The sequence below is a fragment of the Sanguibacteroides sp. AM78-02pH3A genome, from assembly GCF_027666085.1.
Classification (GTDB): Bacteria; Bacteroidota; Bacteroidia; order Bacteroidales; family Marinifilaceae; genus Gabonibacter; species Gabonibacter massiliensis.
Map to the genome: position 1 here is coordinate 15,122 of NZ_JAQEHX010000007.1, position 24,404 is coordinate 39,525.

The window sequence follows — 24,404 nt, forward strand, 5'->3', positions numbered from 1 at the left end:
AACTTGTATTTATGTTCCATAATGCCAACGGACTTAACCATACTAATAGTAAGAATCCCACATTTAACCATTTCTTTTTATAAAGTTGATAGAATAAAGGTGGGATGATGTATGTAAATGGTAGAATGAAAGGTATATAATATATTGTAGGGACATTATGTCCGTAATGGTGCGTGAAGAAATTTCGTCCTCCAATTAGTACAATTATTAACCAGAATCCCCACCATGTAAATAAACTCATCAAGATGGGTATTCTTGAATCTTCCATATATTTGATTAAATATTTCTTCATAGTCATTTTACAAAAACATTAGCGATTAAAGGGAATGGGAACAAACAGAAATATAATAAAGCATCTATCCAACGTCTTTTACAAATATGATAACATCCTGCAATGGTTGTTATTATACCTAATAAACCCCAATATACAAGGAAAGGGATTCCTGTAAGTATATATGCCTGTCCAAATATCCTAAGAACCACATAAACAACATAGCTGATAGCCCAAAATGTATAGACAAACTTCCAGTTTAAAATGGCTTGTATTAGTTTTTCTCTTCTCATCATATAAATTTATCCAATAGTAAACCAACAATCATGGTAATCGCTAAAGGGCTCAACCAAAGCAATAATATTAATCCTATATCTTTCTTGTTCTTCTTTCTAACGCATAAAACAAGTGTCGCTAATAGAAATAATATCATTATTATGAAGAGTAGTAGAAAACAATATAAATTTAGATCATAAAGGGATATATGCCATTTATTCAGATAAGTTTGTAGACTATAACTTTCCCATTTACGACATACGATTAGTCCTGCAATGAATGTAAAGATACAATTACATAAAAGTAATATCAGGACATACACACGTAAATCTTTCCAATATTTCATATATCATCATCTTAAAAAGTGTCCGTGCATCAATAATTCTTTTACCAACCTTCCCAATTTAAAGGTGAGCATGGGAAACAGGAATAAACAGAAATATAGAAGTCCATTAATCCACTGTTTTTTATATATGAGATATACCCCTAACAAGGTTGTAATTAGTCCTAAAGTCCACCAGTATATTTGGCATATCGCTAATATATCCATATTTATAAATGTAATGAACAAGACGAGAAAGACTATAAAACTGATAGCCCAGAATAAATAGATTGCCCGCCAGTTCAAATAATAATGAATAATCTTGCTTGTTATTGGTTCATACTTGACACAAAAAAGACAGTAGAATGTCATATAATATAAAACGGTAAGAGTGAAATCAACTCCACTGTTTTCTATTACTATTAAAGGTTGAATAAATATCCCGTATATAACTAACGGAATGGTTATAAACAAGAAATAGGCTATAACTCCTTTTGCTTTTTCCTTATCCCAGAAGTAATACAGGCAAAATAGATAATAGCATCCAGTAAAGAAAAGCATGAGCATCCCGTTTATAATTCCTAGTGTAGCGTTACTACCACCACTATACAGGAAACAGGCAATAGAGTTTACCATTGCAGGAACAAGGAAGCCCCAGTAAGAGGCTTCTTTTGATAGCATTATTGATTCTAATTTTTCTTTCATGATTACCTATTCATTAACGTATCTTTAATCTCAATATTTGGCATTGGTAATTGTAGCCATGAATCAATAACAGTACTCCTAAAATTATTCTGGTATTCGCTCATGTAATTTGTCACGTCAAGATAGAATTGCCGCATATGTTCCATTTGAAGTAGAAGCAAATCCCTTGTTTCATTGTTTAGTAACCGTTTAAGTTTTAGCATGTAACCTCCTTTGTTGATATTGTTTAATATATTAAACCTGTACTCGATTAGTTGCTCCCATTTGTGCCTTTCATTATTGATATGGCGAATTGCTATGGGGCTCAAACCTTGTACTTGTACAAGATCATTGTAACAAGCGATAATGGAATCATTCCAACTGAAAAATTCAACTTGTTTATTTATTGTTGTTACATCAAAGTTAGTTTCTTCATTAAAAAGTAGGAGATAAGAATAAACCAAGCGTAAGATTTTTTGCAAGTTTAATTCTTCAATAGTATTGTAGTATGTTTCTGAGTTTTGTAATTTATGAATGGTTGAGAAGGTATGTTTATGAAATTTCCACCACTCGTTATACAATTTGTTCTCTATTTGAAAATCAACACTTAAAAAATTATTAGAATCTTGTGAAAATTGATCTCTCCAATGATTGCTTGTATTCATGTATGAATCTCCCCAATGGTCATAGTACAAGTAATCACTTATAATTTGAAATTTGGATAAGGTATCTTGTTCATTTATTATAATTTCTCTTATCGTATTTACATTTTGTTTCAAAGAAAACATGATTGTATCTATTAGTGTTGTGTCCTCCCCATATCGAAGTTGCTCCAGTTTATGCCATTCAAATGGAAGCTTTGTTCTAGTAGGTAGAAGCAGTAAAGAATCCTTACCATTTTTGGTAAACACGCAAGAATCCTCGGTTCTATTCCAGTAATATATTTTAGAACAATCACTTAACAAGATTGATAAAATTGAATCACAGAACAAACCATGTTGCATATCCTTCTCTAGCCAGTAGTAATTGTTCATGCCCTCAGGATCAGGCGAGATTTCATCATATTCAAATGGTAAAATCTCTCTTCCACTAGTATCAATAATCCCGTAAAAAGAATCCCTACATACCGCTACACCATAATTGTTAAATGAAGATGCGGATTGAAATACCTTGGGAGTAACAAGTTTCCCTAAAGTATCAATGTAGACATATGAAGTTCCCTTGTAATCGCATTGGTTCGTATCAGGAATAATTGTTATATCATTACCCGATATGCTAACATCCCAATTATTATCAATCTCCACAACAGCTCTATCATGCCTAAAACGAATAGGACGTTTAGAATATATCCTAGACACAACCTGTTTATCACGATCTAACAATAACCAACCTAATTTGTCTTTTTTAGTGCGAGGTTCAAGATGCTTCCCTATATTCATTTTGTAGTCCACCAAGTCATAAGAAATAGATGTTCCACGTATAAACATGGGAATACAAAACGCAGCAAGTAACATTCCCACATCCTTCCACTTTTTTTTGTACAAGCAATATATGAAGGGTAAAATTATCCATATACCTAGACATGGATAATATAATCCTCCATTTATATATAATTGCCCCAACTCAAAATCTCCAAATTTAATGACAGGTTTGAAATTAAGCCAGTAACACCCGTCTGGACGAATCCAAGAATCAAGTAAAAAGAAAATCGTAAATACCCAGATGATTGGTATTCTAATATCGTTCAGATAAGCAAAGCGTAACCGTTTCATAATTTGTAAATTAAAGAAATTATCTCTTTAAAACAGATTGGAATAAAAAACATCACAGCATTTAACCACTGCTTTTTTCGTAACCAATAGCATCCAGATATAGCAAAGACGCAACAACCAATAATCTTTATAATGAATAATACTTCTATTATAGAGAAGAATAAATTCCCGTTATTTCGTAGTGTTCCTATTACAAGTAGATAGATGAACCATATTATATACATGGTCTTCCAGTCCAAACAAACCTGTATTAATCTTTCTTTATCAATTAGTTTCTTTATCATTTCTCTTGCAAGTACTAAAAATGGGACAAAAATGATTGATAAACGCAGCATCATCCCAAATGTTGATTCGTTAATTCTTGGGAAGATTGCAGGGATTAATATTGATAACACGTACAAGCATCCTAAATAATATAGCTGTTTATTACCTTTGGGGATGAACTCGTAAGCGATACAATAACAGGAATGGATAAATACTAACACCATAAAAGAGTTGATATTACTTACATATCCTACTCTATTTTTAATCGTCCATAAATGATGATCCCAGTAAATAGCCAATTCAAATAGCAAGTAACCTATTGTAATGATTATCAACGTCAGTATAAACGCTATTCCTATGCCTTTAAATATTTTAATCATATTCACTATTTTTTGAGTCGAATGTTTCATTATTAGATAATTGTTCATGTAGGAGATGTAATGGTATCGCCACGTGCAAGTAAAGTGAATCATCTTTTGCCGTGTAACCATCAATGAAAAGCGTATTTCTCTGTAATAACATTTCTTGATTGTAAGGTTTCAAACGACTGAGGAAACAACCTCGTTCCAAGGGCATAGGGCTTGAACTGTATATATCCTTAACACTATCTATTTCCCAGTTAGCCAGTGTCAGGTAAATACTATCCACTTCTTCTGGAACCCAAATCTTCATTACCGCAATACTATCTGTTTCATCACTACCCATGTATTGAATATTTACTTGTTCCACCACTTTACTTTCATCTGTAATGAAAGTTGTTTTGAAGAATGTATTATTATCATGTTTGTACCATATTGATTCGGCTTGATCCAGTTTCGTGGCTAGATAATCTTTATCTTTACTTGATAATAAACTATCTTTAAGAATATCATATAAAATAAAAGATTCTGCAATCCTGTGTTGTGCATTTTTATAGACTTCAATATCCTTACTATCATATCCTGCAATGATACTGTCTATCACTTGTTCTTGGTGGCGTAAACGTGGATTTACTGGTTTGTTTGAACAAGATTCCAAATAGGACACCATTAAGGCTAGTAAAAGTAGTATGTATTTCATATTAATACCGTTCAAATCAATTTATTAATACAGGTGAGTTTTTATACTGATGAGCATATAATACCCATGCAATATTACGATCTCTTCATTTGTAATTAATCTTTCTACTTATTCTCGAAGTCTTTAATATTACTAAATTGGGAGCTAAAGAGATGCTCTATATTTTTAGAGCATCTTCTTAACATTAACCTTAAGTTACCAACTCGAATAGTGAGAACTATGTGAGCTATGAGAACTATGTGAGCTATGAGAACTATGAGAACGATGTGAACTATGAGAGTAATGATCAGCTAACAAATTAAATTGTGCAGATGATTGCTCTAAAATCAATCCTTGTTCTTGTTGTTGGATTTGATTATTGTTTGTTTTGGCAATAATCTTTTCCCCAACAGAAGTGCAATAGCTCGCTCCTGCTAAAATTGCAGAAATCGCAAAAAATAAAAGTTTCTTCATAAAACCTCCTTTTTTTGTTTAACAATTTATTAATTAACACTATATATCACAAGATATATCCTCAATTTTTTGAATATATTTACTATGATACGTCTTGTTTGCCGCAAAAAATCCAGCACATTTACCTTTCAATGAACACCCGTCACATTCTGGTAGATAAATATCTTTCCAATTTGAAATTGATTGTAATGCAAAACGACGTATATCTTCTGGCAATATACACAATTGTGCATTATAGATATACGGGTTCATTTTTCTATTTGCTAGTAATAAAACAGCTTCTCGTAATTGATCATTATAATCATATGGGTCTATCCACAATTCATTAAAGTTCTCCTTTGCCAAGCCTGTTGTTTCCATTTGCATAAATGCCACCTGCGATACAAAAGGAAAATTGTGATAGATAAAATCCGCAAATTGGGGCAATCGTTTATATGTTTGTTTATGAATTACAATTCTAAGTCCTATCCGCTGGCGAAAGAGAGCGAGATTGTATAAACCGTCTATTGTCTTGTAAAATGTTTTGGCTCCTACTATATGGTTGTGTTCTTCCGCTATATCTGAGAATAACGGTATATCTATTTGCAAATCTTGGTGTCTGCATTTAGCTAACTTTATGACATATTCCTTATCTGCGAATTTTACGCCATTAGACAAAATACTGATAGCTGTTCCAGGTAATTTTTTCTTGATATGGGTTATTAATGTAAAAAGGTTATCACCGATAAGTGTAGGTTCTCCTCCCGTAATACCTATCTCCTGTGTGTTCTTGTCAAACAAGGAAATAAGTTTGAGGTTAAAAGGAGTTTTGTCTTTCTCTTGCAAGATGGGAGGTTGGGGACACATGATACAACGATGATTGCAACGTTCTGTTGCCATCAATGCATTGTGATGAGAATTTATCTCGTACACAAAGATGATTTCTCCTTTTTTGTTAATAACAACTATATCTCCCTCTTTAAAGTCGACAATACTATCTACCGTGCAATAAGGCTTTTCTTTACTTACAAAAGTTACATTTTCAGTAATAGTTGCCAAATAGCCGAAAGCAGGTTTGCCTGCATCTTTGCAAACCAGTATCTCATTGGAACGACCAAACAATTTTTTCTTACCAAAAGTTATACGTCCAACTACGTCATCTTTGATGTTATATGAAGTTCCTTGAATCTGTTTCATAACGCAATCAATTTAACCAAGACCAAAATATTCTGTTTATCTCGGGATCATGTTTTTGTAACAATTCAAACAAATAGTGTATAATGGCTTTTGTCTTTTTACACATTTCGTTTGTAGGTCTAAAACCAACCATATCACCTTGTTCTGACATGTTTCGGACAGGATCTGCACCACAATAAGGTTGAAATACACATTCAGAACACATTGGCAAGCATTCCGTGCAAGCTGACGAAATAATATGATGAAGCAACTCTCCATTGAACATTTCTTGATAGCTGTTTTCGTTTACATTACCTAACTTGAAATAATAATTCTTGAAACGTGCCATCATACGTGCTTCATCTGAAACATACACATTGCCGTCATAATCGTAAATTGCTCCTGCAATTCCTACTCCTGCGGGAGATTGTAAATCTACGAATCCAGTGGCAAAAGGTGTTAGTATGCGTTTCAAAAGGAGTGCGGCAAAGCCCTCCACGAAAAATATTCCTTGTTTATTCAATTCTATGATATAATCAAGTCCTTCTTTATAATTTATGATAAAATCTTCCACAGGATAAGCTATCTTATCCTTGTATTGTTTGGCAAATCCATAAGGATTAAGAGAACGTAAAAATATATTATTGAATCCCAATCTAATATATTCGTCAATAATATCCTTGAAACGTCCTAAACTATGCTTTGAGGTTGTCATTAGTGCTGAAACGCAATCACTGTCACCCCATATACGCCGTATCATAGCAAGGTTCTTTTCAAAAATGGCATGGTGATTTAAATCCTTATTTTGTAGTGGACGGTTCATGTCATGTAAATCTTTAGGACCATCAAGAGAAGTAGAAATCATACATTTGTGCTTTTTTAAATATTTCACCATATCCTCGTTAAGCAATGTAAGGTTAGTGCAAATAACAAAATCCAAATTCCTTTTCTTGAACAAATTTTGCCACTCAGCTTCTTCAATGATATATTTTACCATATTGAAGTCTGTTGATGGGTCTCCTCCTTGAAACTCGATCTTGATAAAAGGTGATGGAGATTGGAATATAGTTTTTACCACATTCTTTGCCGTTCTTTTTGTCATATCGGCAGAATGGTCATCCAAGTTTTTACGAGCAACTTGGCAATAGATACAACTAGAATTACATCGTAAAGTTGGTACAATCATATGTAGAGAAGTAAAATCTCTAAGAATACTTTTTTTGGTTCGAAATTTTGTGGCAAGCATTGGGATTACATCTTCAACATTATCTGTTGTAGCAATTTGTTTAGATGCAATATCATAAAATAAGTCACAATGTTCGTCTAATTCTCCACTTACAAAATAATGAAAGTCTTTATTTTGCAAGAAAATGTATTCTCCAACTTCATTGCTAAGTAGATATTCATTTTCATTAAAGCGTTCAAAGCGAAATGGTAATAATTGATAAGCCATAATTCATTATTTTGAAGTTATAGGTTTAAAAGCTTCATTTACAATCATATCACGTATATGACCGAATTGAGCATTTGTATTGAATCTAACTTGTTGGTCTATAAGTTCATTACAAAATTGTTTTGGTATATCTTCTGTTATCAAGTTATGGTCTTTTGACTCAAAAATGATATTTATAAGATTTGAATTATTGGTGTCTGTCTGTTGATGAATATAAAAAAGATGAGAGAATTTGTAAATCACGACCGTTATAACCTCGGTTTTATACAAGTTTACATCTACTACCACTTGGAATTTATCTTGTTCAAATTTTGTAACTGGAAATTTTATATTTGCCATACTGAATTATTTACTACCCTCAATCCCCAGAAAGGCATTATTTAAAAAAAAGAAGCGTGGGAATTGTCAGTTTATTCACTTTGAGGGTCTGGACTCCCTTTCATACAAATAAACAGCTACCCCACGCTAAACCAGTATATATAATTGGATTGTATATATGGCAAGCATGAGCGTTTGTACTGTTTATCCCTGTATGATTGAAATTGTCCAGATTCCAAAGTGAGGATAAAACTAAACGCTTCTATTATCTAACATGTTACCAAACAGGTTTTACCCTGCCCAGTGTCATACAAAGGTAGATAATTTTTAGCATCCTACAAACGCCACTACGGGGTAGCCGTGTAACAAATTTATGAATTAATCATCGCCCGCAGCCAGACAACGGGTATTCTATTGTAATTTAGAATTAGATTAATTACTCTATAAACCATTTATAGGTGTTATCACCATGCAAAGCTCTATCTATCCCTTCTGTTAATTGCGTGGCGTTTAATGACCTATCGAGGAAATTATCTATGTAAGAAGATTTATTCGCACCTGTAAGCATGTTATAGAATTTCCATAAATTTATTTCATTCTCTCCATGCTCCCTCTTGAAATTGTCATCGTTGTAATAAGCTTTAGCCACCATGTTAATCTGGCTATCCGTCAACTCCATGCATGGTAAACGTTTCTTCTCTCTGGCAGGTAAACATTGATACAACCTGCTTTTACCCAAGAATTGCGCGAATTGATGTTCAGTGAGGTAAGAACCCGTGAAGCTCTTCATCAACCTTAAATGCTTTTCCGCATCATACTGTTGGAATAGCTTCATCACCCCTCTAAAGAGATCATGGTAACTCATCGCTCTTAAATCAGTTTGGAATCCATCAGTAAATGTACACAGGTTACAGCATACCTTGTTCTGGAATCCAATAGCAACACTAAACCTCTCTGATGTCTTTTTTGAATAGAGGTTTTCCCTGTTATACGCCCTAACGCCAGTAACACATAGATTGACCCTGTTACCGTTTATAGATTCATAGATAGTTGGAATCTCGAAAGCGAACGCCATTCTTTCATAATAGATAGTCTTGTCACTTTCTAGCAGTTCTGCCACTGGTTTATGTATGGCTTCTGGAATCCTACCTTTTATAACATGGCTAACCATTATATCAGGTTCATCTATGCTTTCCCCTCTAAACAATTCACTAGCCACCTTGTGTACTGTTTCAATAAATGCTGGATGGGATATAGTCATCTCGTTATCCTTGCTGAACACTGGCACGATACAATCATTCTTTAAATGTTGCATATCTATGGGCGAAGTGTTAGCCTCTATAAAATGTTTCCTCCTTTCCTTCTTGGTAGGTTCATTTACCACTTCATAAGGAGTGTAGGTGGGTTCTTCTTGCTTGACGTTATTACTGCCAAATAAAACTGGCAACAACCCTTCATTTTGACTTGGAATTAATATTGCTGTACTCATAATCTAGTCTATTTAACGGTGGTGGAAATATTTGAAATTTCAGTTTATATATACAATTCATAAATTCTCCACCAACCTTGATTTATAATGTTCATTATCACGTTCACTTGATTTATTCATTCTCTAGCGTTATGCCAGTAAAAAAAATAGAACTGGAAATACATTTATAGTTTAATAGTCAATGGTGGTGAGAATTATTGTCCTTATTGGCTATATATACCAATCCAGACAAAAATTCACCAACCTAAATTTTCATATCCTACCGTTAGCTGAATAACTGTAATAACCCTCTTCATAGTAAAGAACGTGATCTAGCAAGTCTACATCTATGTATGAAAGTGCTATTTTTATTTGCTGTACCAGTTCATCATCTTGTTTAGTTGGTTCAATATCACCAGAAGGCTGGTTTACACAAACTATTAAGCTTTTACAATTAGAGAGTGCTGCCAGTTGTACTATAAACCTAATATCCGTGATGTTGTAAGATAACGCTCCTTCATTGATTGTGGATATACCCAGTACTTGATTCCTCCCATTTAACAGGATAACTCTAGTTGAGATATGGTGTTCAATGGTATCTTTAAACGGGGAAACCAGTAACTCGTGGACATCTTTAGCGGTTACTATTTTATACCTTTTAGAAGGTTTGGTATTATTCCTGTACACCAGTTCCACCACTGGCACTTTTATCAATTCTTCATTCATGTCTTTATTTTATTTGATTTTTAATTTGAACACGTTAATGGTAATGAAATTTAGAGAGTTGTAAGTTTATCAGGTTTGGCAATGGAGAGGAAAGATTTTTGTTTATACTACTTGCTTAGAAAGTCAATGTTCTCTTCACTTTGGTACAACAATATCTTTCCCCTTCCCACTGCGCTCCCTGTCCCTGTATCTTTAACTACTCTTCCAAGTAGGCGAATTTTTTAATCTGCATCTTTGTTTTGGTTCCAGCGTAAACGGCAGGAGTTTCAACCTGACCGCATAGCACTATGGTTTTGCCTTTAAGCGCTAGGATAAGCTGGTCTAGCATCATGTTCTTGGCGAAAGAGTAAATGAAACGTAACTTGTCACCATGTTTCTGTTCTATGGCAGGATCACAGGGAATATCATCTGGCGTGATGTCCCCTTTCTGGCTTGCACGGACTAGTTGAGTGTATTTGATCTCTTTCACCTCTTCCTCTCCCAAGGCGCAAACCAGTTGTAATTGTTGAGGGTTTTCCCCTTTAAAGTCAATAACGGTCATTTCATCACCCACCTTAACGGGAGTGGGTAATACCGCCACCTGATTTTTAAACTTTTCAATCAACTCTGGATTGAGTTCAAGGGAATTGTTAGGTTGGGCAACCTCCAAATTTTGGTAGTAAGTTTTCAAGTTCATAATTGATAAGATTTTGATTAATTAATTTGATTTTCTTCACTCTTGGGGTGGGGGTATAAATGTTTACACTACCCTAGCGTGGAATACTCTTTATATATAATGCCAACCTGAAATTGAAGGGGAGGGGGTGTTTTATAGAGGATGAGCTATGTGTTATTTGGATATTCTTATGGAAACTTTTGCAGGTATAAGAGAGGTCTTTAATATTTGAAAAGAAAAAAATATGGGGATTACTTTACTTTAATGAATACATTGTCTATTTTTACAAAAGTTACAATTTAAAGATTGTTATTATGATTTTGCATGAAAAACAAATTGGAAAAGCTTTATTATCTGCGATGAATTCTGCCAAAAAAAGGATATGGATAGCAGTTCCGTTTATCGGTACATTAAACGGAATAGAACGTATCATTGGTAATACGTGGCAAGTTAATCCAAATATAGATTTTAAAATATTAACTGACATAGACTTTGGGTTTATAAAACTAGATACTTATAATGCTTTTAAATTGGCAACAGACAATATCCGTTCACTAAAAGGTTTACATGCAAAAATTTATATTGTAGACGATTATGTAATAATTTCTTCTGCAAACCTGACGCAAACTGCTTTTTCTAAAAGATATGAAATAGCTTATGCGTTTAACGGTAATGAAGAGGTTTGTGCTATATTTGAAAAATGGTGGAATTTGGGGCGAAATATTCCAGAAAATTGGCTTCCTTCAAATGAAAGTGATGACTATGAAGAGCAAACTAGTAAATCGCTTCACAAATTATTTGATTTACCTTACCAAGCAATTAAAATTAAAGAATTCAAATTATTACCAGAGATACTGAATGCGTATAATCATTTCTCTAAATTGTACCAAAACAACGTTAAGAGAGTATGTCCCAAATTGACATTGCTACAAGAGATTGATGTATTTTTTAATTATTTATATCATGAGCATGACAAAAGACCGACAAAAAATATTCTTGAAGTCATTAGTAATAACAACAAAGATAAAATTCAATTATTAAAGAAATATCATCCAAGCTTTGTAAAATATTTATCAAAAAGTGACCATGCAAACAAGCGTTTAGCAGATATTAAGTTTATACATAATTGCCTAAATCAAAAAAGCATTAACCACATTTTATTAGAAGATGTTGAAAACGTAATTCGTTGCTTTAATTGTATGAATAGCCGTCCCTCGCATATACATGGTTTTATTCGAGAAAATTCCCTTGAAATGATCAAAATTGAATGGGAACATCTACTTTTTGATGAAGATACACCACTCGTGGATAGAATGCAAAGATGCAAGAATAATTTAAGACATTTTGGAAAGTCTTCAATTCAAGAATTTTTATCCTTGTACAATCCAGAACAATTCCCTATGATAAACACAAATTCTAATAGTGGAATGCGTTTTTTTGGTTATAACATCCCCGTATATTAAATATATAATAGTTTAATTTCCTTTATTTCTTCTTGGCTAGAGGCTCTCTCTTTATAGCATTTAGTATTTATCAGGGAAGTAAGAAAGTATTCTAAACTATGTATCTGGGGTGGCAGGTTGGGACACAATTTAGGCAGGTTATATTTCAATGAATAATAGTTGTAATGCTTCTTGGCGTTTCTATCTCCATTTCTAACTGCCGTTTCCAGTACCTCTTCTGGTTGATCGTACCTGTGAATACATAACACTTCCATTAGCTTGAAATCGTATGGAGGTGGGATAACATTCTTCTCTATACAATAGTTATATATAATATCATATTTCTCTCTAGCTAACTTGTCAAAAGTTCTCAGTCCAAAATTACTTTTAGCATGTGGGGTATCCAGTATAATATTACTATCCGTGATAAGGAAGAAATTATTAACTTCCACCAGTTTATGATGCTTTATTGCCAAATCTATATATTTCTTTACGGTTTTGGGAGATAAATTTAATCGCCTTGATATTTCTGTCTTGTTATAGTAAGTAATATTGGTATTATTGATACATAAACATTTAAGTAGTACTAGGAAGGCTTTCAATTCATCAGGAATATCTTCCAGTAATAAATCTTTCTTGAACCTGATCCAGTTACTCTTTGGAATGTCTACATGATACGTAACAGGTGTGGTTAACTGTCCTTCATTGTTCCTGTAATTATACTCTTTACGCAGGAAGCCTAAATCTTCAAATTTGGCAGTGTACTTGGAAATGGTATCCACATCTTTAATGCCAGTAACCTCACGAAGTGTTTCCCTCAGTACATGGGATTCTCCTGTTTCATAATCTGATTTAAAAAGTAACCATGTAAATGTATAAGTTTCATCTAGGTTCAGTTTACCTGCAATATCTCTAGTTATGATTCTATAATCCTTCTTTTCTTCTTCATTTGCCATTATTAATTCCAGTTTGAAACAACCATCTAAAAATGATCTATGGATTCACTGGTTCTGCTTTTATTTAGTGGGATAGGCTGGCAAGCCTGTAACACCAATACTAGTTATTAGTTAAATAGTTAATAGTATGTACCCTGTCAATTCCCCAAAAGCATACCCCGTCAAATCCCTAACTTTTAAATATTAATCTTTATGGAGGGATAATCTCTCTATTTCAGGTTGGAATCTCTGGTTACATGAAATACAGTTATATCATGTAGCTTTATAGATTAATCTTTAGAAGGTGGTAGTATCTGGATTCTAGTATTCTCATCTGGGACGTAGTATATTTTCCTTACTTTATCTACCTGTTTTTTGATCTTTTTCAGTCCTTTAGACTTTATCCAGAATCCTATGGATACCTTATTATCAGGGATGCCAGATTGTACGGCGAATAGCCTTAATCGCTCGTAAGTGTACATGATTTAATAGTTTGATTGATTAGTACGGTGTATCTAGTTTAGTGCCACTTGAAGACCAAAAATTACTCCTTACAGGTTGACGTGCAAGGAGTAACAGGAATCTTTTATATAATTGTTTCAAATGGTATGCCTTGATTATTAAGATGGTATAAAGATACTAACTATCTGGCATACCGACAAATAGATTGTAATCATTCTTTAAAAATCGAGTTGAGATATGTATAAAGTGAGAATTTTAAGGTTATAACTTAATCAGGTATTAAATTTCGTATGATAGGTTATATTTTTCCAGAAATAGTTACTAGCTTTAAAGGTCTAAATAGTAAGTGTATGGCAGCGTTTGAACCTATAGAACGATTTGAAGATATAGATTTTGAACTCACTAACGAGAAAGAGAACGAGTTACTGGAATATGTTATAATGGTTGCGAATCATTTTTTCCCAGATTATGATATAGAATATGATACTGAATGTAAAAGCCCGTTACCTTCATTATACACACGAGAGTTTAAAGGCTATTACAATCAAAAAGACGGTTTAGTTTATCCCGTTACTGTTAAGGAATATGTTGATAATGAAAGTATTCAAAGATGGATAGCAAAATACAGTATAGATACAGAAAAATTCTGGTATCTTTTGTTATTCGTTTACAATCATTGTTATTACACTTATAAAGTTGGCTATCCTTTGGATAAGAGTAGTGCAAGAGAGGAATTTGAAAAGGCAATGAACTACTTGAAGGAAAACTTCTGCTATCCCAGTAAAAAAATACGGCTTGAAGATTATAAAGCTAGAAAACACAGGGATGTTTCTATCACGATTAAAAAGGAAGGAAAAGAAGCCATCACGATAAGCCATGAAGACGCAATATCAAAACTTATAAACTGGGATGCTATTATAGAAGGGGGGAATCACGTGGTGGCTACCAGTAAAGAACCTGTTGATAGTGGGAACCGTATTTTTGCTTATTACTTTGACAAATATATAAATTGGTTTCTTGGTAGGGATGAGTATAATCATGGTAGAGGAGATGTGAAGAATAAAATATATTTTATTGAAGACCTTTTGCTCCTCATGAAGGTGATTACAGAAGAAGAAATAAACCCTCCAACGAGATACAAGTACTATGACAGGTTTGAATGGTTGAGAGATCTCAGGAGTAAAACGAAGGGTGTAACCAGAACAATAAGTTCTAAATTTATCTAGGAATCATCTTTTCTTGTTTATTAATTGGTACATGAAGAATCCGTATTTTCATGTAAAGGGATATTTACGGGTATCCGTGTGGTTCTCATTTTGCTATTATAGATATATTAGTATTTGGTTGCACAAGTTAAATGTAAGGTTTTGCCGACACGACATTACATCATAACAAATTATAAATCAGATATTTACATCTTGTATCTTCATTTATTTCCCATACTTTTGTCTCTGTAAAAAAATAATAAACCATCCCGCAAGGGACACAAAATTAAAAGAAAATGGAGAATCATTTACAAATTAAAGCCCAGATTATAACTCTGGCAATGCTGAGAGCAGAAGGTGTACGGGTTGCTTTTATTAAAGGTAACCGTCAGGTACAAGAGAGAAACGTGAATGCCAAATGGGCATCACTGAGGGACTACGGGCAATGTACCCCTGCCGTTATTGTAGACGGTGAAGAGGTGAAAGCTACTAATTTGGAAATCGTGGATGCAGAAACGGGGAAACCTGTCGCACCAGAAGACTACTACAAATATGTAGTTATACTGGACGGGCAGCACAGGTACACCGCCTACACCAGAAATGAAAAGAGTAAGGGCGAGAACATGGGTGAATTTTACTTCATGTACCCCCTGAATGAAAGGGTATCTCCACAAGAGTTCTTGGCAGAGGCTAACTGCCAAATGAAACCGTGGGATGCAGCCTCGTACAGTAAAGGATTGATATTACTGAATCCTGACAAAAAGCTTCCCGTCGTGGAAATGATGAATGAATTAATGGATTTAGGAGTAGACTTATCGACAGCTAGACGGTATGCCTACTTGAAAAATGAATCTAAAGTTGATTCTTCAATGTTGGCAAGAGGGATTAAAGGTGATGTTGACCCGTTACTGAAAAAGGAAGATAATTTAGAAAAAGGGCGTAAGCTTTGGAAGGCTTCTTTAAACAAGTTCAGTATATCTCTGTTGAAACACCGTTACTTCGTGGATTTCTTTATTGGAAAATATGAATGTGCTGAAAATAGAGAGGGATTGTGTGACCGCTTTGTTGAATTTATTGAAAGTATGAGCAAGAAGGACGTGGAAGCGATAGAGAAAGCCAAAGGTAAAAAGGGAGTGATAAGTAAAGAGGAGTTGGTGGTGATGAAGTTGAATGAACTGTATAACGTCAAATACGGTGAAGAGAATAACTAAATTGAAAAAAGGTTCTGGTTTTGGTCTGCAAAGGCTAAAGCCAGAAACCTTGTAATATTAATCATAAATTTCTTATCATGAGAAAGGACAGGTTTAAAAACTCCCCTAAATATAGCGTGGGAGAGATTGCAGGCTATATCACTGCAAGGTGTACTAATGCTGAGATGTTGGCTATAGCGTTTGAAGTAAATCACAGGATGCAGAAACGGGTTGAAAGTATAAGTGAGCAATGTTATTATACAACTAACGAGGGAACTCCTGACGAAGATTATGAATTGGACGAAGAAAAGTACAATTCAGAACTCGCTAAATTACAACTGGAAGCCAAAGAGATTCTGGTTAATGAACTGGAATGGGGAATTAGTAAAAACGGTTGGAATCCAGATTTATTTGAAGAATTAAGAATTGAAAGATAGAACAATTAATAGTAGATAGAATTATGACGTTATTTATAATATTAAAATTACTAATATGGAAAAAGTAGAAAAAATGGCTTTAGAAAACCCAATTTTAGACAGAGGTGATGAAAACTCTGACACCACAGAGTCAATGGAAATAAATCGATTGTTTTGCAAAAAAATACACAATGGTTACACTTCTAACTGCATATCAATATACCAATTTAAAGAATCTAATAAGTCAAGTGATATAATATACAATAAATGTGGGTGTGTCAAGTTAGGCGATGGAGAAGTTCTACCCGATGATTTTATGGAGCAATTCAATGAATCCATAGCCCCGTTTGTGAAAAAAGAACTGGAATTAAAACATCCAGATATTAATTTCAAATATGTTCGCACTCTAATCTATCCAGAGAATGAAATAGAATGTGGAGATGTTTTTCCCACGGGAAGATATGATGTTGCTATCATGGCATATGTTACACGAAAGAATCGTAAATAAAATTAAAGGGTAAAATAGTTTTAAGCCAGTTGCTCGTTGCGGGTAGCTGGCTTTTTTGATTATTTTCTCTCCAAATCCTACCGACGCTAAAAATGCCTGTTTTTGATATTTAAGTTGTTGTATATTAGTGTATATTGGCGTAGAATGTATGATGCTGTTGCATAATTTAGTATGTATTTACATTTATTATGATGCAAGGATTAAATAGTTTGTTGTATGTAAGATAATTTATTATTTTTAGTTGTAAATTTGATGTGTAATGTGCTTGTAATTAAAGTGTTAAAATAAAAGTTACAAACTTTCTTATTTTTGAAAGAGCTTAATTACTTTTTTTACGGCATTGGGCAAAGCGAAAATAACCACGTTGTCTCCGGCTGCAATTTGCACGTCTCCTTTGGCGATAATGGCTTCGCCATCCCGGATGACCCCTCCGACTGTGGCGTTGAGGGGAAAGTTTATATCTGCCAATGTTTTTTTGGTAATCTTGGAGCCTGCTTCTGCTGTCAATTCGAAAACCTCCGCCTCGGAAAACGTCAGGAACTTCAGGTGTTTTACATCTACATTCATGGTATAGCGATAGATGTGTGAAGCGGCGATTAATTTCGTATTGACTAATGTTCCGATACCTATATTTTCGGCGAGATCGATATAATCGATATTTTCTACCTCCGCCACGCTTTTTTTCACTCCTAATTTCTTGGCTAATAGGCAAGACAATATATTTGTTTCGGAGGAGTGCGTAACGCTGATGAATGCATCCGTATTCTTTATTCCCTCTTCCCGGAGGAGTGCGAGATCTCTTCCGTCACCATTGATAACCAAAGTCGATTTTAATTTGTCGGCCAAGAGGATACATTTTTCCCGGTCTTTCTCGATAATTTTTACATTGTAATTTTTTTCCAGCAAGGAGGCTGCTTTCACTCCGATGCGGGAACCTCCCACGATAACGACATTTTTAATTTCGTATTGTGATTTTCCGCAGAGGGCAAAGATATTGGGTACATAAAACGGCTTTGTCACAATAAAGACCAAATCCCCGTACATGAATGAATCTAATCCTCTGGGAATAATGGTCCTGTCTGCCCTTTTGATAGCGACGACCCGAAAGTTCTGTGCTCCATAGCGTTCTGCCATTTTGATCAGGGTCAGGTTCAAAACCGGGGCATTTTCCCATAGCTTAATACCCAGCAGCTGAAGCCTCCCGTCGGAAAATTCATGTAATTGTCTTGACCCGCTTTGCTTTAAAGAGGCGACAATCTCTTCTGCCGCCAAACGTTCTGGATAGATCAAAGAGTCGATCCCGATCATTTTCAAATACTCTTTGTTCTCATTTTCTAAGTATTCGCTGTTATTTACTCTGGCGATCGTTTGTTTTGCCCCTAATTTTTTGGCCAATATGGCTGAGTTGATATTCTGGTCTTCTAAATGATTTACCGCAATGAAGAGATCGCATTTGTTTACACCGGCATCTTTTAAGGCTCCGATAGAGGTACACGACCCCACGATAGACAACACGTCCAGTTGGTTTTCGAGTAATTCGAGTTTTTCCTGATCGCTGTCTATCAACATGATGTTATGCTCTTGCTTGCTGAGCATATTCGCGAGATGTGTTCCGACTTCTCCTGCTCCCGCTATAACGATATTCATTTTAGTTAGGTGTTATTTAAGCCAGCAAAATAAAGAATTATAATTTTAATACCATAATTTTGCCGAATGAAATTGCAATAAAAGAGCTATTTTAGTTTGAGTTGTAGCGATCCGTTTTCATTAGTGGTCTGCAAGGGAAGTCCTTTTTCTTTTGCCCATATCCTCCAGGCTTCAATGCTACGACTGCGATTGGAGCCGTCGAGGATGATTTTTTTCAATTGGCTTTCGGAAAGACAGGAGAGCTGGTGCGGAAAAATATTGCCGGTGATAACGAGGTAGTCGGTAGGAGGAATGTTCCGGGTTGAAGAGTCGGCAATATATAATGAAAAGGAGGGAGAGATAAGCCGATTATGCAAACGTTGTATCTCGTCCGCAATGAAGCTGTGATGAGGAGGGATGGCTTTCAGACGGTTCGCTTCGATATAGGGAAGATGCCGTGAATGGGGATAGGTATTCTTTAAAAAGGTATAATATCCCTTGTAATTCAAAAGAATCATAGAGCTGTTATAGCGGTGATAGATAACGACCTCTTGATTGCTTTGTTTTTCGTATCGGGAGATACCGTTGAAGAGGAGCAAAGAGAGAGAGACGAGGTATATGATATGTCGGATGTATGATTTGCGATTGGTTGTGTAGGCCCGAAAAGACAAGAGGAGGAGGTAAATTAAAACGAGTTGTACGGGGGTAGGGTAAAGATTATCCTGCACGAGAGAAAAGCGGTCAAAAATATGTAGTAGGAATAAAAGAGATCGTTCTATACCTACGATAAAAGGAGAGACAAGCAAGCCGATACATCCCGGCAATGCAAGTATTAAAATACCCCCGTATAATAGAGCCGTGGCCAAGGGAATGGCCGCGATATTAATGATAACGCTGTTTAACGTCAAAGAATGAAAATAGTAAGCTGTCAGGGGGAGGACGGCGATCTGTGCCGCTAAACTGAGAAAAAAAAGCGAACATATTTTTTGAATAACGACGGGCCGGCGGTTGGATTTTACCCGAAAAACGGGATAAAGCAGTACGATTCCCGTGTATGCCGCGTAGGACATCTGGAAGCTTACGGAATAAAGTAGCGCCGGTTTTATCAACAGGGTGAAAAAAGCGGAGGCCCCGACGGCATTTAAAGGGGTATGGTCTTTATGTAATAATTTACTTATGACAATAAAGCTTAAGATCGAGGCAGCCCTGCATGCCGACGGAGAGAGTCCCGATACGAAAGCGAACAGCCATAATAAAGGAATAAGCAGCCATTCTCCCTTTTTTAGATGAAGTACAGATAAAACAGACGTTAATAACAGATAGATGGCTCCCATATGCAGACCGGAGATCGCTAATAAATGGACTGTTCCGGTGGATTGAAATACTTTTCGATAATCCGGGGGGATATTGTATTTGTAGCCGAGACAAAGTGCTTGTAAGAGAGAGCGTGTCGTCGTATCTTTTACCGTGTGATTTAATTTTTCAAGTAACGCTTTCCGGATTTTTTGCGAAAGTCCCCAAAAAGAAGATCGGTGTTTGACGGGAGTCAGCGGAGAGAGTGCGATCCCTTGTAGATGAATTCCCTGTTGTCGGAGATAATCGTTGTAATCGAATTCATAAATGTTGGAACGGGAGGAGAGGGGAAATAACCTGGCCTGGAAATAGAAACAATCCCCGATTTCCGGGCAGAGAGAATCCTTAACCTGTAAACGTATGCATAACGCTTTGTTTTTTATGATGTAGTGATCGGGGGAGAATTGACCGGTGTATTCTCCTGTTATGGCATAGTTTTTCCCGTTCAGGGGAATAGGAACTTCAGGGGAATAATTTCTATACGCGGCGAGGAAAAAGAGGAACAGGACAAGGGATAGATTTTGAAATAGAAAATTTCGGGATAGTAGGAAAGTGTATGCAATCGACGCGAGCGAGAGAAGTATACCTACCGTGTATCCTTGGAGCGTGAAGGCCGTTATATGGCTGCTCCATAAAATCCCGCCTGTTACCGGAAAGGATAGCAGTATAAAAGGATATTTATGTTTGAATAAGGCAAACATACGCGATTCGTTTATAATGAATAAACTACGGCGTATGTTTTTGGACGGCCGGATTATTTCGGCAATACGACCCTGTAGTCTATTTTAAATTTACCGGCGCTAATATTGTTTAACTTGCTCTTTAATAGTCTTTTTTTCAATACGGAAAGATGATCCGTGAATACTATCCCGTCCAAATGATCGTATTCGTGTTGTATGATACGGGCACGCATCCCCTCGAATTCTTCCACGTGATCTTCCCAATTTTCGTCTTTATAGGCAATTTTTATCTTGTCTTTTCTGAGAACATCTTCGTGGATCCCGGGGATACTGAGACATCCTTCGTTTTGTAATACATTCTCTCCTGTCCGTTCTATGATGTGCGCGTTGATAAAGGTCTTTTTAAAATCTTTACACCGGGGATCGTATTCTTCAAACGGAGTTCCGTCTATCACGAAGATACGGATGTTTTTTCCAATTTGGGGTGCGGCGAGTCCTACGCCATCCGATTCGTACATGGTTTGCCACATATCTTCCAATAATTTGGGTAGTCCTTCGTAATCGGGTGTGATATCTTCCGATATTTTTCGAAGGATCGGATGTCCGTAGATATAAATAGGTAAAAGCATAGTTAAATGTTTAAATTCCGTTGTTTTTCCATATAAGACTGTAGGATGATAGTTGCGCTGATCGTGTCGACGATCGCTTTATTCTGCCTTTGTTTTTTTTTAGCTCCTCCTTCCAACAGGGCCTTATGAGCTAATACGGAGGTAAAACGTTCATCGTACATTTCCACGGGAATGGTCGGAAATTTTCGTTTTAGTGCCGTGAGGAAAGGTTTAATATAAACCATACTCTCGGAATCCGTGTTATTCAATTGCTTCGGGTAGCCCACGACAAACAGATCAACCGTTTCTTTAGAAGTATAAACTTCCAAAAATTGTAAAATTTCATGTGATCCGACCGTTGCGATACCGTTGGCAATAATACGACAAGGATCTGTTGCGGCAACTCCCACCCGTTTTTTCCCGTAATCGATAGCAACAATTCTTCCCAATACGTTTACTTTTTTATCACAATGAAAATATCTTCATTTTCATTTTTCATTAAATACTGCTCTCTCGCGAATTTTTCGAGATTATCCCGGTTACTCAATAACTCCTCTTTTTTCCGGTTGTCTTCTTCAATCTTTTTCTTGTAATACCGCTTTTCGTTTTCCAGTTTGAGAATTTTGGATTGTAATTGGATCTTGTCGATAAAACTGTATTTATCGAATAAAACGATCCAAATAACAAATACCAGAGTAACAAACGTGTACTTGTTTGCGAATCGTTGAAAAAAGTACCGGATAGGTTGTTTTTTTTCACCTTGCATATGACAAAGATACGAAGAATTCGCGGAAAATATGCAAAACCTGGACGAAAATAGCTAAGTAATTGGTTGAAAATCTCAAAAGCGTGCAGGCGTGGACACAGAGAAGAACACGCTTATGAACTACCGTTCTACCTATGTGCATGGTCGAGACGGTCATCTCGCCCGGTTTTTTAACACGAAGGGTATAGGCTGTGAAATTAACCTCTTTGGATGCCTGCATTTCGACCGGTGGAACCGCTGTCGGGTACCACATCACTTCCGGTACAAGCAACGTGAATTTATCTGAAACGAAAGCCGAGCGTTTACCGTAATTTTCATGGAAGGAGGTGTAGACGACGGGTGCGAAGAAATCCTCGTCGGGGATATTTACCTGATAAATATCCTCGTCGATACTTCCCCCGTATTCGATCTCCAGTTCGATCTTCTCGCCGGGAGCCAGGGAATGTTCGATGACGACAATCTGGCGATCCCTGTGAAAGGGAAGGTTTTGCCCGTCGGATTCAATCTTGTCGATCTCGAGTCCCGGGTTTAAAAAGAGTAAGAGCCGGTCCATTTTTACTTTTTTCTGGTTTTGGACCTTCATCCGGCTTGTTGCCGAAAACTGACTCCCTTTGGGTTGATACGTGATGTCGTGGGTGAGCATGCGTGAGGTGGGGTATTTATTGTATTCGAGAAACGCTTCGCGATAGGCGATTCTATTCTTCAAGCGGGTTTGAAACTTCTCGACGTAAATGTACCCCAGGCACGAGGAAAATACCAGAAGCAGGGAGGCGGAAACTATAAAATAAGGCTTTTGTCCGGGGACTCCGGGTAATCTCTTCGCGAGTGGAACGGCAAAACAAAGAAAACTGGTTCCTAACAATAAAAAAGCGATGCGCTGGAGCAGGTAATCCTCGAGATGCATAAAGCCGGCTATCGTGGAAAAAGAGTCTGGCAACCAATTGCTGCGGAAATCCAGTATCCCGTGAAGGGGTGTTGTCAGGTAAGCGTACGCCAAGTAGAGAAAAACGGTCAGGATAAGCCAATTTAAAAAAGGGCGTTTGACCAACCTGTTGACAAGCAAGGATAACCCGGTGATGAAAACGAGCGAGGGCAGTATGCGCGTGAGAAGGTAAAATAGATTTATCAAGGGGTTAACCGGTGAATCCGGCACGAATATATTGATAAACACGCAAGCAATCATGAAAATGACATCTACTGCAAGGAACGGAAGAAGAACACCTGAAAATTCCCATAAATAGGATTGCCCGTTGCCGACAGGTCGCGTGGAAAGCACTTCCCGGGTATCCGCTTTTTTTTTGCTTTCTCCGGGTGTCGCAAACGATGAAAGTAATGATTAACGATTGAAACAGGTTCAAAAAGTAAATCCCGCGTAAGGGAATGGATGACGCGAATGCGATATTCGACCCTAGAACGCGATTCGTATCCGGCGGGATCAATACACCTATCGTGTATCCCAGTATCCCGAGAATAAAGAAGTAAAACAACCAGTTTCTTCTTACCAGTTTGCTCACGTAAAAGGTTGCGGTTTTTAGGGCCGTCATGTTATTTCAATCATTGTTCGTTTAACTCCCGGGCAATTCATATCATGATTTCCCGGGAGTTTTCATTTTTAGTATGTTGCGTATGGATCCATAAATGTGATAGGATCGCTAACTAATGATGGCTTACTCGGTCCTGCTGCATTAAAAGCATACACTCGAAATTCCACCTGAGTTCCTTCAACCATATTTGTGGCGGTATATGTAATAGCAGTAATAGGCGGATCAGCTTCGAATCTTTTCCACCTACTCTCCGACGTTACCTATCTATACTCCACCTGATAGTGTGTCACTGGTGCCCCCCCGTCATATCGGGGTGGTGTCCATGTTATAGTACATCCATGTCTGTTTATATCAGTAATAACGGGCCGTCCCGGAGGACCAAGAGCATCAATATGTAGGTTTGCACTCGTAAATACAAGTGTCGTGATCAAGCCCAAACTGACAAACAAGAATAGTTTCAAAATGTTCTTTTTAATAGTTTTCTTAATTTTGATGTTTATAGTGTAATTAAGTTTTAAAAAAAATAATATGATCTAATATTGAAAATAATTATCATTATTCTTTTAATAAAATTTATTCATGAAGAGAAATTTTAGCTTTTATTGCTATTGATCCGTATTTCTTTTTTCAATAGCTGCGGTGCTGATAAGAGTTCAATTATCCCTATCTCAAATAGGGATGAGGTTTTCCTGTTACCGAAAAATTGGAGTTTAAGCCTTTTAATTAGTAGGACATTCTTGTAAAGGGGGCGGTATTCCGCAAGAGGGGAACGTGGTTTTGAGGCCAGCTGTAA

At 36.1% G+C, this 24,404-nt stretch carries 25 protein-coding genes; 5 read left to right on the top strand and 20 right to left on the bottom strand.

What is annotated here, in order from left to right:
- Positions 1-294: 294 nt before the first annotated feature.
- The 11 genes from PGR74_RS10690 to PGR74_RS10740 form a co-directional block, all read right to left on the bottom strand.
- Entirely contained in the window at positions 295-567 is a 273-nt protein-coding gene (locus tag PGR74_RS10690; protein WP_270517118.1) for a hypothetical protein, read from the bottom strand.
- A gap of 332 nt (positions 568-899) precedes the next feature.
- Positions 900-1,574 carry a hypothetical protein gene (locus tag PGR74_RS10695; protein ID WP_270517119.1) on the bottom strand — a complete coding sequence of 225 codons (675 nt, stop codon included), beginning with the start codon at positions 1,572-1,574 and terminating at the stop codon, positions 900-902.
- A 2-nt stretch (positions 1,575-1,576) separates the two neighbouring features.
- Complete coding sequence (locus tag PGR74_RS10700; protein ID WP_270517120.1) at positions 1,577-3,325, bottom strand: WG repeat-containing protein; 1,749 nt, start codon at positions 3,323-3,325, stop codon at positions 1,577-1,579.
- 636 nt (positions 3,326-3,961) lie between these two features.
- Positions 3,962-4,648 (bottom strand): hypothetical protein, encoded by a 687-nt coding sequence (locus PGR74_RS10705; RefSeq protein WP_270517122.1) that lies wholly within the window; start codon positions 4,646-4,648, stop codon positions 3,962-3,964.
- A 195-nt stretch (positions 4,649-4,843) separates the two neighbouring features.
- Positions 4,844-5,101, bottom strand: a complete 258-nt coding sequence (locus PGR74_RS10710) for a hypothetical protein (RefSeq protein ID WP_270517124.1) — start codon at positions 5,099-5,101, stop codon at positions 4,844-4,846.
- Positions 5,102-5,140: 39 nt separating this feature from the next.
- The gene (hxsC, locus tag PGR74_RS10715; protein ID WP_270517125.1) at positions 5,141-6,277 is read right to left on the bottom strand and encodes a His-Xaa-Ser system radical SAM maturase HxsC; all 1,137 of its coding nucleotides are present in this window, start codon (positions 6,275-6,277) and stop codon (positions 5,141-5,143) included.
- Positions 6,278-6,284: 7 nt separating this feature from the next.
- Positions 6,285-7,709: a His-Xaa-Ser system radical SAM maturase HxsB gene (gene hxsB, locus PGR74_RS10720; protein WP_270517126.1), complete on the bottom strand. Its 1,425-nt coding sequence runs from the start codon at positions 7,707-7,709 to the stop codon at positions 6,285-6,287.
- Between the two features lie 6 nt (positions 7,710-7,715).
- Positions 7,716-8,048 carry a His-Xaa-Ser system protein HxsD gene (hxsD, locus tag PGR74_RS10725; RefSeq protein ID WP_270517127.1) on the bottom strand — a complete coding sequence of 111 codons (333 nt, stop codon included), beginning with the start codon at positions 8,046-8,048 and terminating at the stop codon, positions 7,716-7,718.
- Positions 8,049-8,463: 415 nt separating this feature from the next.
- A complete protein-coding gene (locus tag PGR74_RS10730) occupies positions 8,464-9,516 on the bottom strand; it encodes a DUF3871 family protein (protein WP_270429478.1) in 1,053 nt (350 codons plus the stop codon).
- A 252-nt stretch (positions 9,517-9,768) separates the two neighbouring features.
- A complete protein-coding gene (locus PGR74_RS10735) occupies positions 9,769-10,221 on the bottom strand; it encodes a JAB domain-containing protein (protein ID WP_270429477.1) in 453 nt (150 codons plus the stop codon).
- Positions 10,222-10,417: 196 nt separating this feature from the next.
- Positions 10,418-10,897: a hypothetical protein gene (locus tag PGR74_RS10740; RefSeq protein WP_018339015.1), complete on the bottom strand. Its 480-nt coding sequence runs from the start codon at positions 10,895-10,897 to the stop codon at positions 10,418-10,420.
- A 293-nt stretch (positions 10,898-11,190) separates the two neighbouring features.
- On the opposite strand from PGR74_RS10740, the gene PGR74_RS10745 reads away from it, so the two are divergent.
- Positions 11,191-12,339: a phospholipase D family protein gene (locus tag PGR74_RS10745; RefSeq protein ID WP_270429475.1), complete on the top strand. Its 1,149-nt coding sequence runs from the start codon at positions 11,191-11,193 to the stop codon at positions 12,337-12,339.
- On the opposite strand, the gene PGR74_RS10750 is transcribed toward PGR74_RS10745, so the two are convergent.
- Positions 12,336-13,274: a hypothetical protein gene (locus PGR74_RS10750; RefSeq protein ID WP_270429474.1), complete on the bottom strand. Its 939-nt coding sequence runs from the start codon at positions 13,272-13,274 to the stop codon at positions 12,336-12,338. The two genes, PGR74_RS10745 and PGR74_RS10750, sit on opposite strands and share 4 nt — an antisense overlap.
- A 791-nt stretch (positions 13,275-14,065) precedes the next feature.
- Between PGR74_RS10750 and PGR74_RS10755 the strand changes: the two genes are divergently transcribed.
- From PGR74_RS10755 to PGR74_RS10770, 4 genes are all read left to right on the top strand, one after another.
- Entirely contained in the window at positions 14,066-14,941 is an 876-nt protein-coding gene (locus PGR74_RS10755; protein WP_270517128.1) for a hypothetical protein, read from the top strand.
- A gap of 275 nt (positions 14,942-15,216) precedes the next feature.
- Complete coding sequence (locus PGR74_RS10760; RefSeq protein ID WP_270517129.1) at positions 15,217-16,131, top strand: hypothetical protein; 915 nt, start codon at positions 15,217-15,219, stop codon at positions 16,129-16,131.
- Between the two features lie 77 nt (positions 16,132-16,208).
- Complete coding sequence (locus PGR74_RS10765) at positions 16,209-16,547, top strand: hypothetical protein (RefSeq protein ID WP_270517130.1); 339 nt, start codon at positions 16,209-16,211, stop codon at positions 16,545-16,547.
- A 55-nt stretch (positions 16,548-16,602) separates the two neighbouring features.
- Positions 16,603-17,034, top strand: a complete 432-nt coding sequence (locus PGR74_RS10770; protein WP_270517132.1) for a hypothetical protein — start codon at positions 16,603-16,605, stop codon at positions 17,032-17,034.
- Between the two features lie 303 nt (positions 17,035-17,337).
- On the opposite strand, the gene trkA is transcribed toward PGR74_RS10770, so the two are convergent.
- The 8 genes from trkA to PGR74_RS14145 all read right to left on the bottom strand — a co-directional run bounded on the left by trkA (position 17,338) and on the right by PGR74_RS14145 (position 24,072).
- Positions 17,338-18,681: a Trk system potassium transporter TrkA gene (trkA, locus tag PGR74_RS10775; protein ID WP_041502448.1), complete on the bottom strand. Its 1,344-nt coding sequence runs from the start codon at positions 18,679-18,681 to the stop codon at positions 17,338-17,340.
- Positions 18,682-18,767: 86 nt separating this feature from the next.
- Positions 18,768-20,714: a ComEC/Rec2 family competence protein gene (locus PGR74_RS10780; RefSeq protein ID WP_041502447.1), complete on the bottom strand. Its 1,947-nt coding sequence runs from the start codon at positions 20,712-20,714 to the stop codon at positions 18,768-18,770.
- 53 nt (positions 20,715-20,767) lie between these two features.
- Positions 20,768-21,322 (bottom strand): peptide deformylase, encoded by a 555-nt coding sequence (gene def, locus PGR74_RS10785; protein WP_041502446.1) that lies wholly within the window; start codon positions 21,320-21,322, stop codon positions 20,768-20,770.
- A gap of 2 nt (positions 21,323-21,324) precedes the next feature.
- A complete protein-coding gene (ruvX, locus tag PGR74_RS10790) occupies positions 21,325-21,750 on the bottom strand; it encodes a Holliday junction resolvase RuvX (protein WP_041502445.1) in 426 nt (141 codons plus the stop codon).
- A 5-nt stretch (positions 21,751-21,755) separates the two neighbouring features.
- Positions 21,756-22,067: an FtsB family cell division protein gene (locus PGR74_RS10795; RefSeq protein WP_041502444.1), complete on the bottom strand. Its 312-nt coding sequence runs from the start codon at positions 22,065-22,067 to the stop codon at positions 21,756-21,758.
- Positions 22,057-23,250: a hypothetical protein gene (locus PGR74_RS10800; RefSeq protein ID WP_270517133.1), complete on the bottom strand. Its 1,194-nt coding sequence runs from the start codon at positions 23,248-23,250 to the stop codon at positions 22,057-22,059. The genes PGR74_RS10795 and PGR74_RS10800 overlap by 11 nt, the downstream gene beginning before the upstream one ends.
- Positions 23,201-23,611: a hypothetical protein gene (locus PGR74_RS10805; RefSeq protein WP_041502442.1), complete on the bottom strand. Its 411-nt coding sequence runs from the start codon at positions 23,609-23,611 to the stop codon at positions 23,201-23,203. Before PGR74_RS10805 ends, PGR74_RS10800 begins: the two co-directional genes overlap by 50 nt.
- 260 nt (positions 23,612-23,871) lie before the next feature.
- A complete protein-coding gene (locus tag PGR74_RS14145; RefSeq protein WP_181416509.1) occupies positions 23,872-24,072 on the bottom strand; it encodes a fibronectin type III domain-containing protein in 201 nt (66 codons plus the stop codon).
- Positions 24,073-24,404 lie beyond the last annotated feature (332 nt).

Coding starts and splice junctions, on each gene's coding strand:
- PGR74_RS10690 (WP_270517118.1), bottom strand. CDS start 567: ATGATGAGAAGAGAAAAACTAATACAAGCCATTTTAAACTGGAAGTTT.
- PGR74_RS10695 (WP_270517119.1), bottom strand. CDS start 1,574: ATGAAAGAAAAATTAGAATCAATAATGCTATCAAAAGAAGCCTCTTAC.
- PGR74_RS10700 (WP_270517120.1), bottom strand. CDS start 3,325: ATGAAACGGTTACGCTTTGCTTATCTGAACGATATTAGAATACCAATC.
- PGR74_RS10705 (WP_270517122.1), bottom strand. CDS start 4,648: ATGAAATACATACTACTTTTACTAGCCTTAATGGTGTCCTATTTGGAA.
- PGR74_RS10710 (WP_270517124.1), bottom strand. CDS start 5,101: ATGAAGAAACTTTTATTTTTTGCGATTTCTGCAATTTTAGCAGGAGCG.
- hxsC (WP_270517125.1), bottom strand. CDS start 6,277: ATGAAACAGATTCAAGGAACTTCATATAACATCAAAGATGACGTAGTT.
- hxsB (WP_270517126.1), bottom strand. CDS start 7,709: ATGGCTTATCAATTATTACCATTTCGCTTTGAACGCTTTAATGAAAAT.
- hxsD (WP_270517127.1), bottom strand. CDS start 8,048: ATGGCAAATATAAAATTTCCAGTTACAAAATTTGAACAAGATAAATTC.
- PGR74_RS10730 (WP_270429478.1), bottom strand. CDS start 9,516: ATGAGTACAGCAATATTAATTCCAAGTCAAAATGAAGGGTTGTTGCCA.
- PGR74_RS10735 (WP_270429477.1), bottom strand. CDS start 10,221: ATGAATGAAGAATTGATAAAAGTGCCAGTGGTGGAACTGGTGTACAGG.
- PGR74_RS10740 (WP_018339015.1), bottom strand. CDS start 10,897: ATGAACTTGAAAACTTACTACCAAAATTTGGAGGTTGCCCAACCTAAC.
- PGR74_RS10745 (WP_270429475.1), top strand. CDS start 11,191: ATGATTTTGCATGAAAAACAAATTGGAAAAGCTTTATTATCTGCGATG.
- PGR74_RS10750 (WP_270429474.1), bottom strand. CDS start 13,274: ATGGCAAATGAAGAAGAAAAGAAGGATTATAGAATCATAACTAGAGAT.
- PGR74_RS10755 (WP_270517128.1), top strand. CDS start 14,066: ATGGCAGCGTTTGAACCTATAGAACGATTTGAAGATATAGATTTTGAA.
- PGR74_RS10760 (WP_270517129.1), top strand. CDS start 15,217: ATGGAGAATCATTTACAAATTAAAGCCCAGATTATAACTCTGGCAATG.
- PGR74_RS10765 (WP_270517130.1), top strand. CDS start 16,209: ATGAGAAAGGACAGGTTTAAAAACTCCCCTAAATATAGCGTGGGAGAG.
- PGR74_RS10770 (WP_270517132.1), top strand. CDS start 16,603: ATGGAAAAAGTAGAAAAAATGGCTTTAGAAAACCCAATTTTAGACAGA.
- trkA (WP_041502448.1), bottom strand. CDS start 18,681: ATGAATATCGTTATAGCGGGAGCAGGAGAAGTCGGAACACATCTCGCG.
- PGR74_RS10780 (WP_041502447.1), bottom strand. CDS start 20,714: ATGTTTGCCTTATTCAAACATAAATATCCTTTTATACTGCTATCCTTT.
- def (WP_041502446.1), bottom strand. CDS start 21,322: ATGCTTTTACCTATTTATATCTACGGACATCCGATCCTTCGAAAAATA.
- PGR74_RS10795 (WP_041502444.1), bottom strand. CDS start 22,067: ATGCAAGGTGAAAAAAAACAACCTATCCGGTACTTTTTTCAACGATTC.
- PGR74_RS10800 (WP_270517133.1), bottom strand. CDS start 23,250: ATGATTGCTTGCGTGTTTATCAATATATTCGTGCCGGATTCACCGGTT.
- PGR74_RS10805 (WP_041502442.1), bottom strand. CDS start 23,611: ATGACGGCCCTAAAAACCGCAACCTTTTACGTGAGCAAACTGGTAAGA.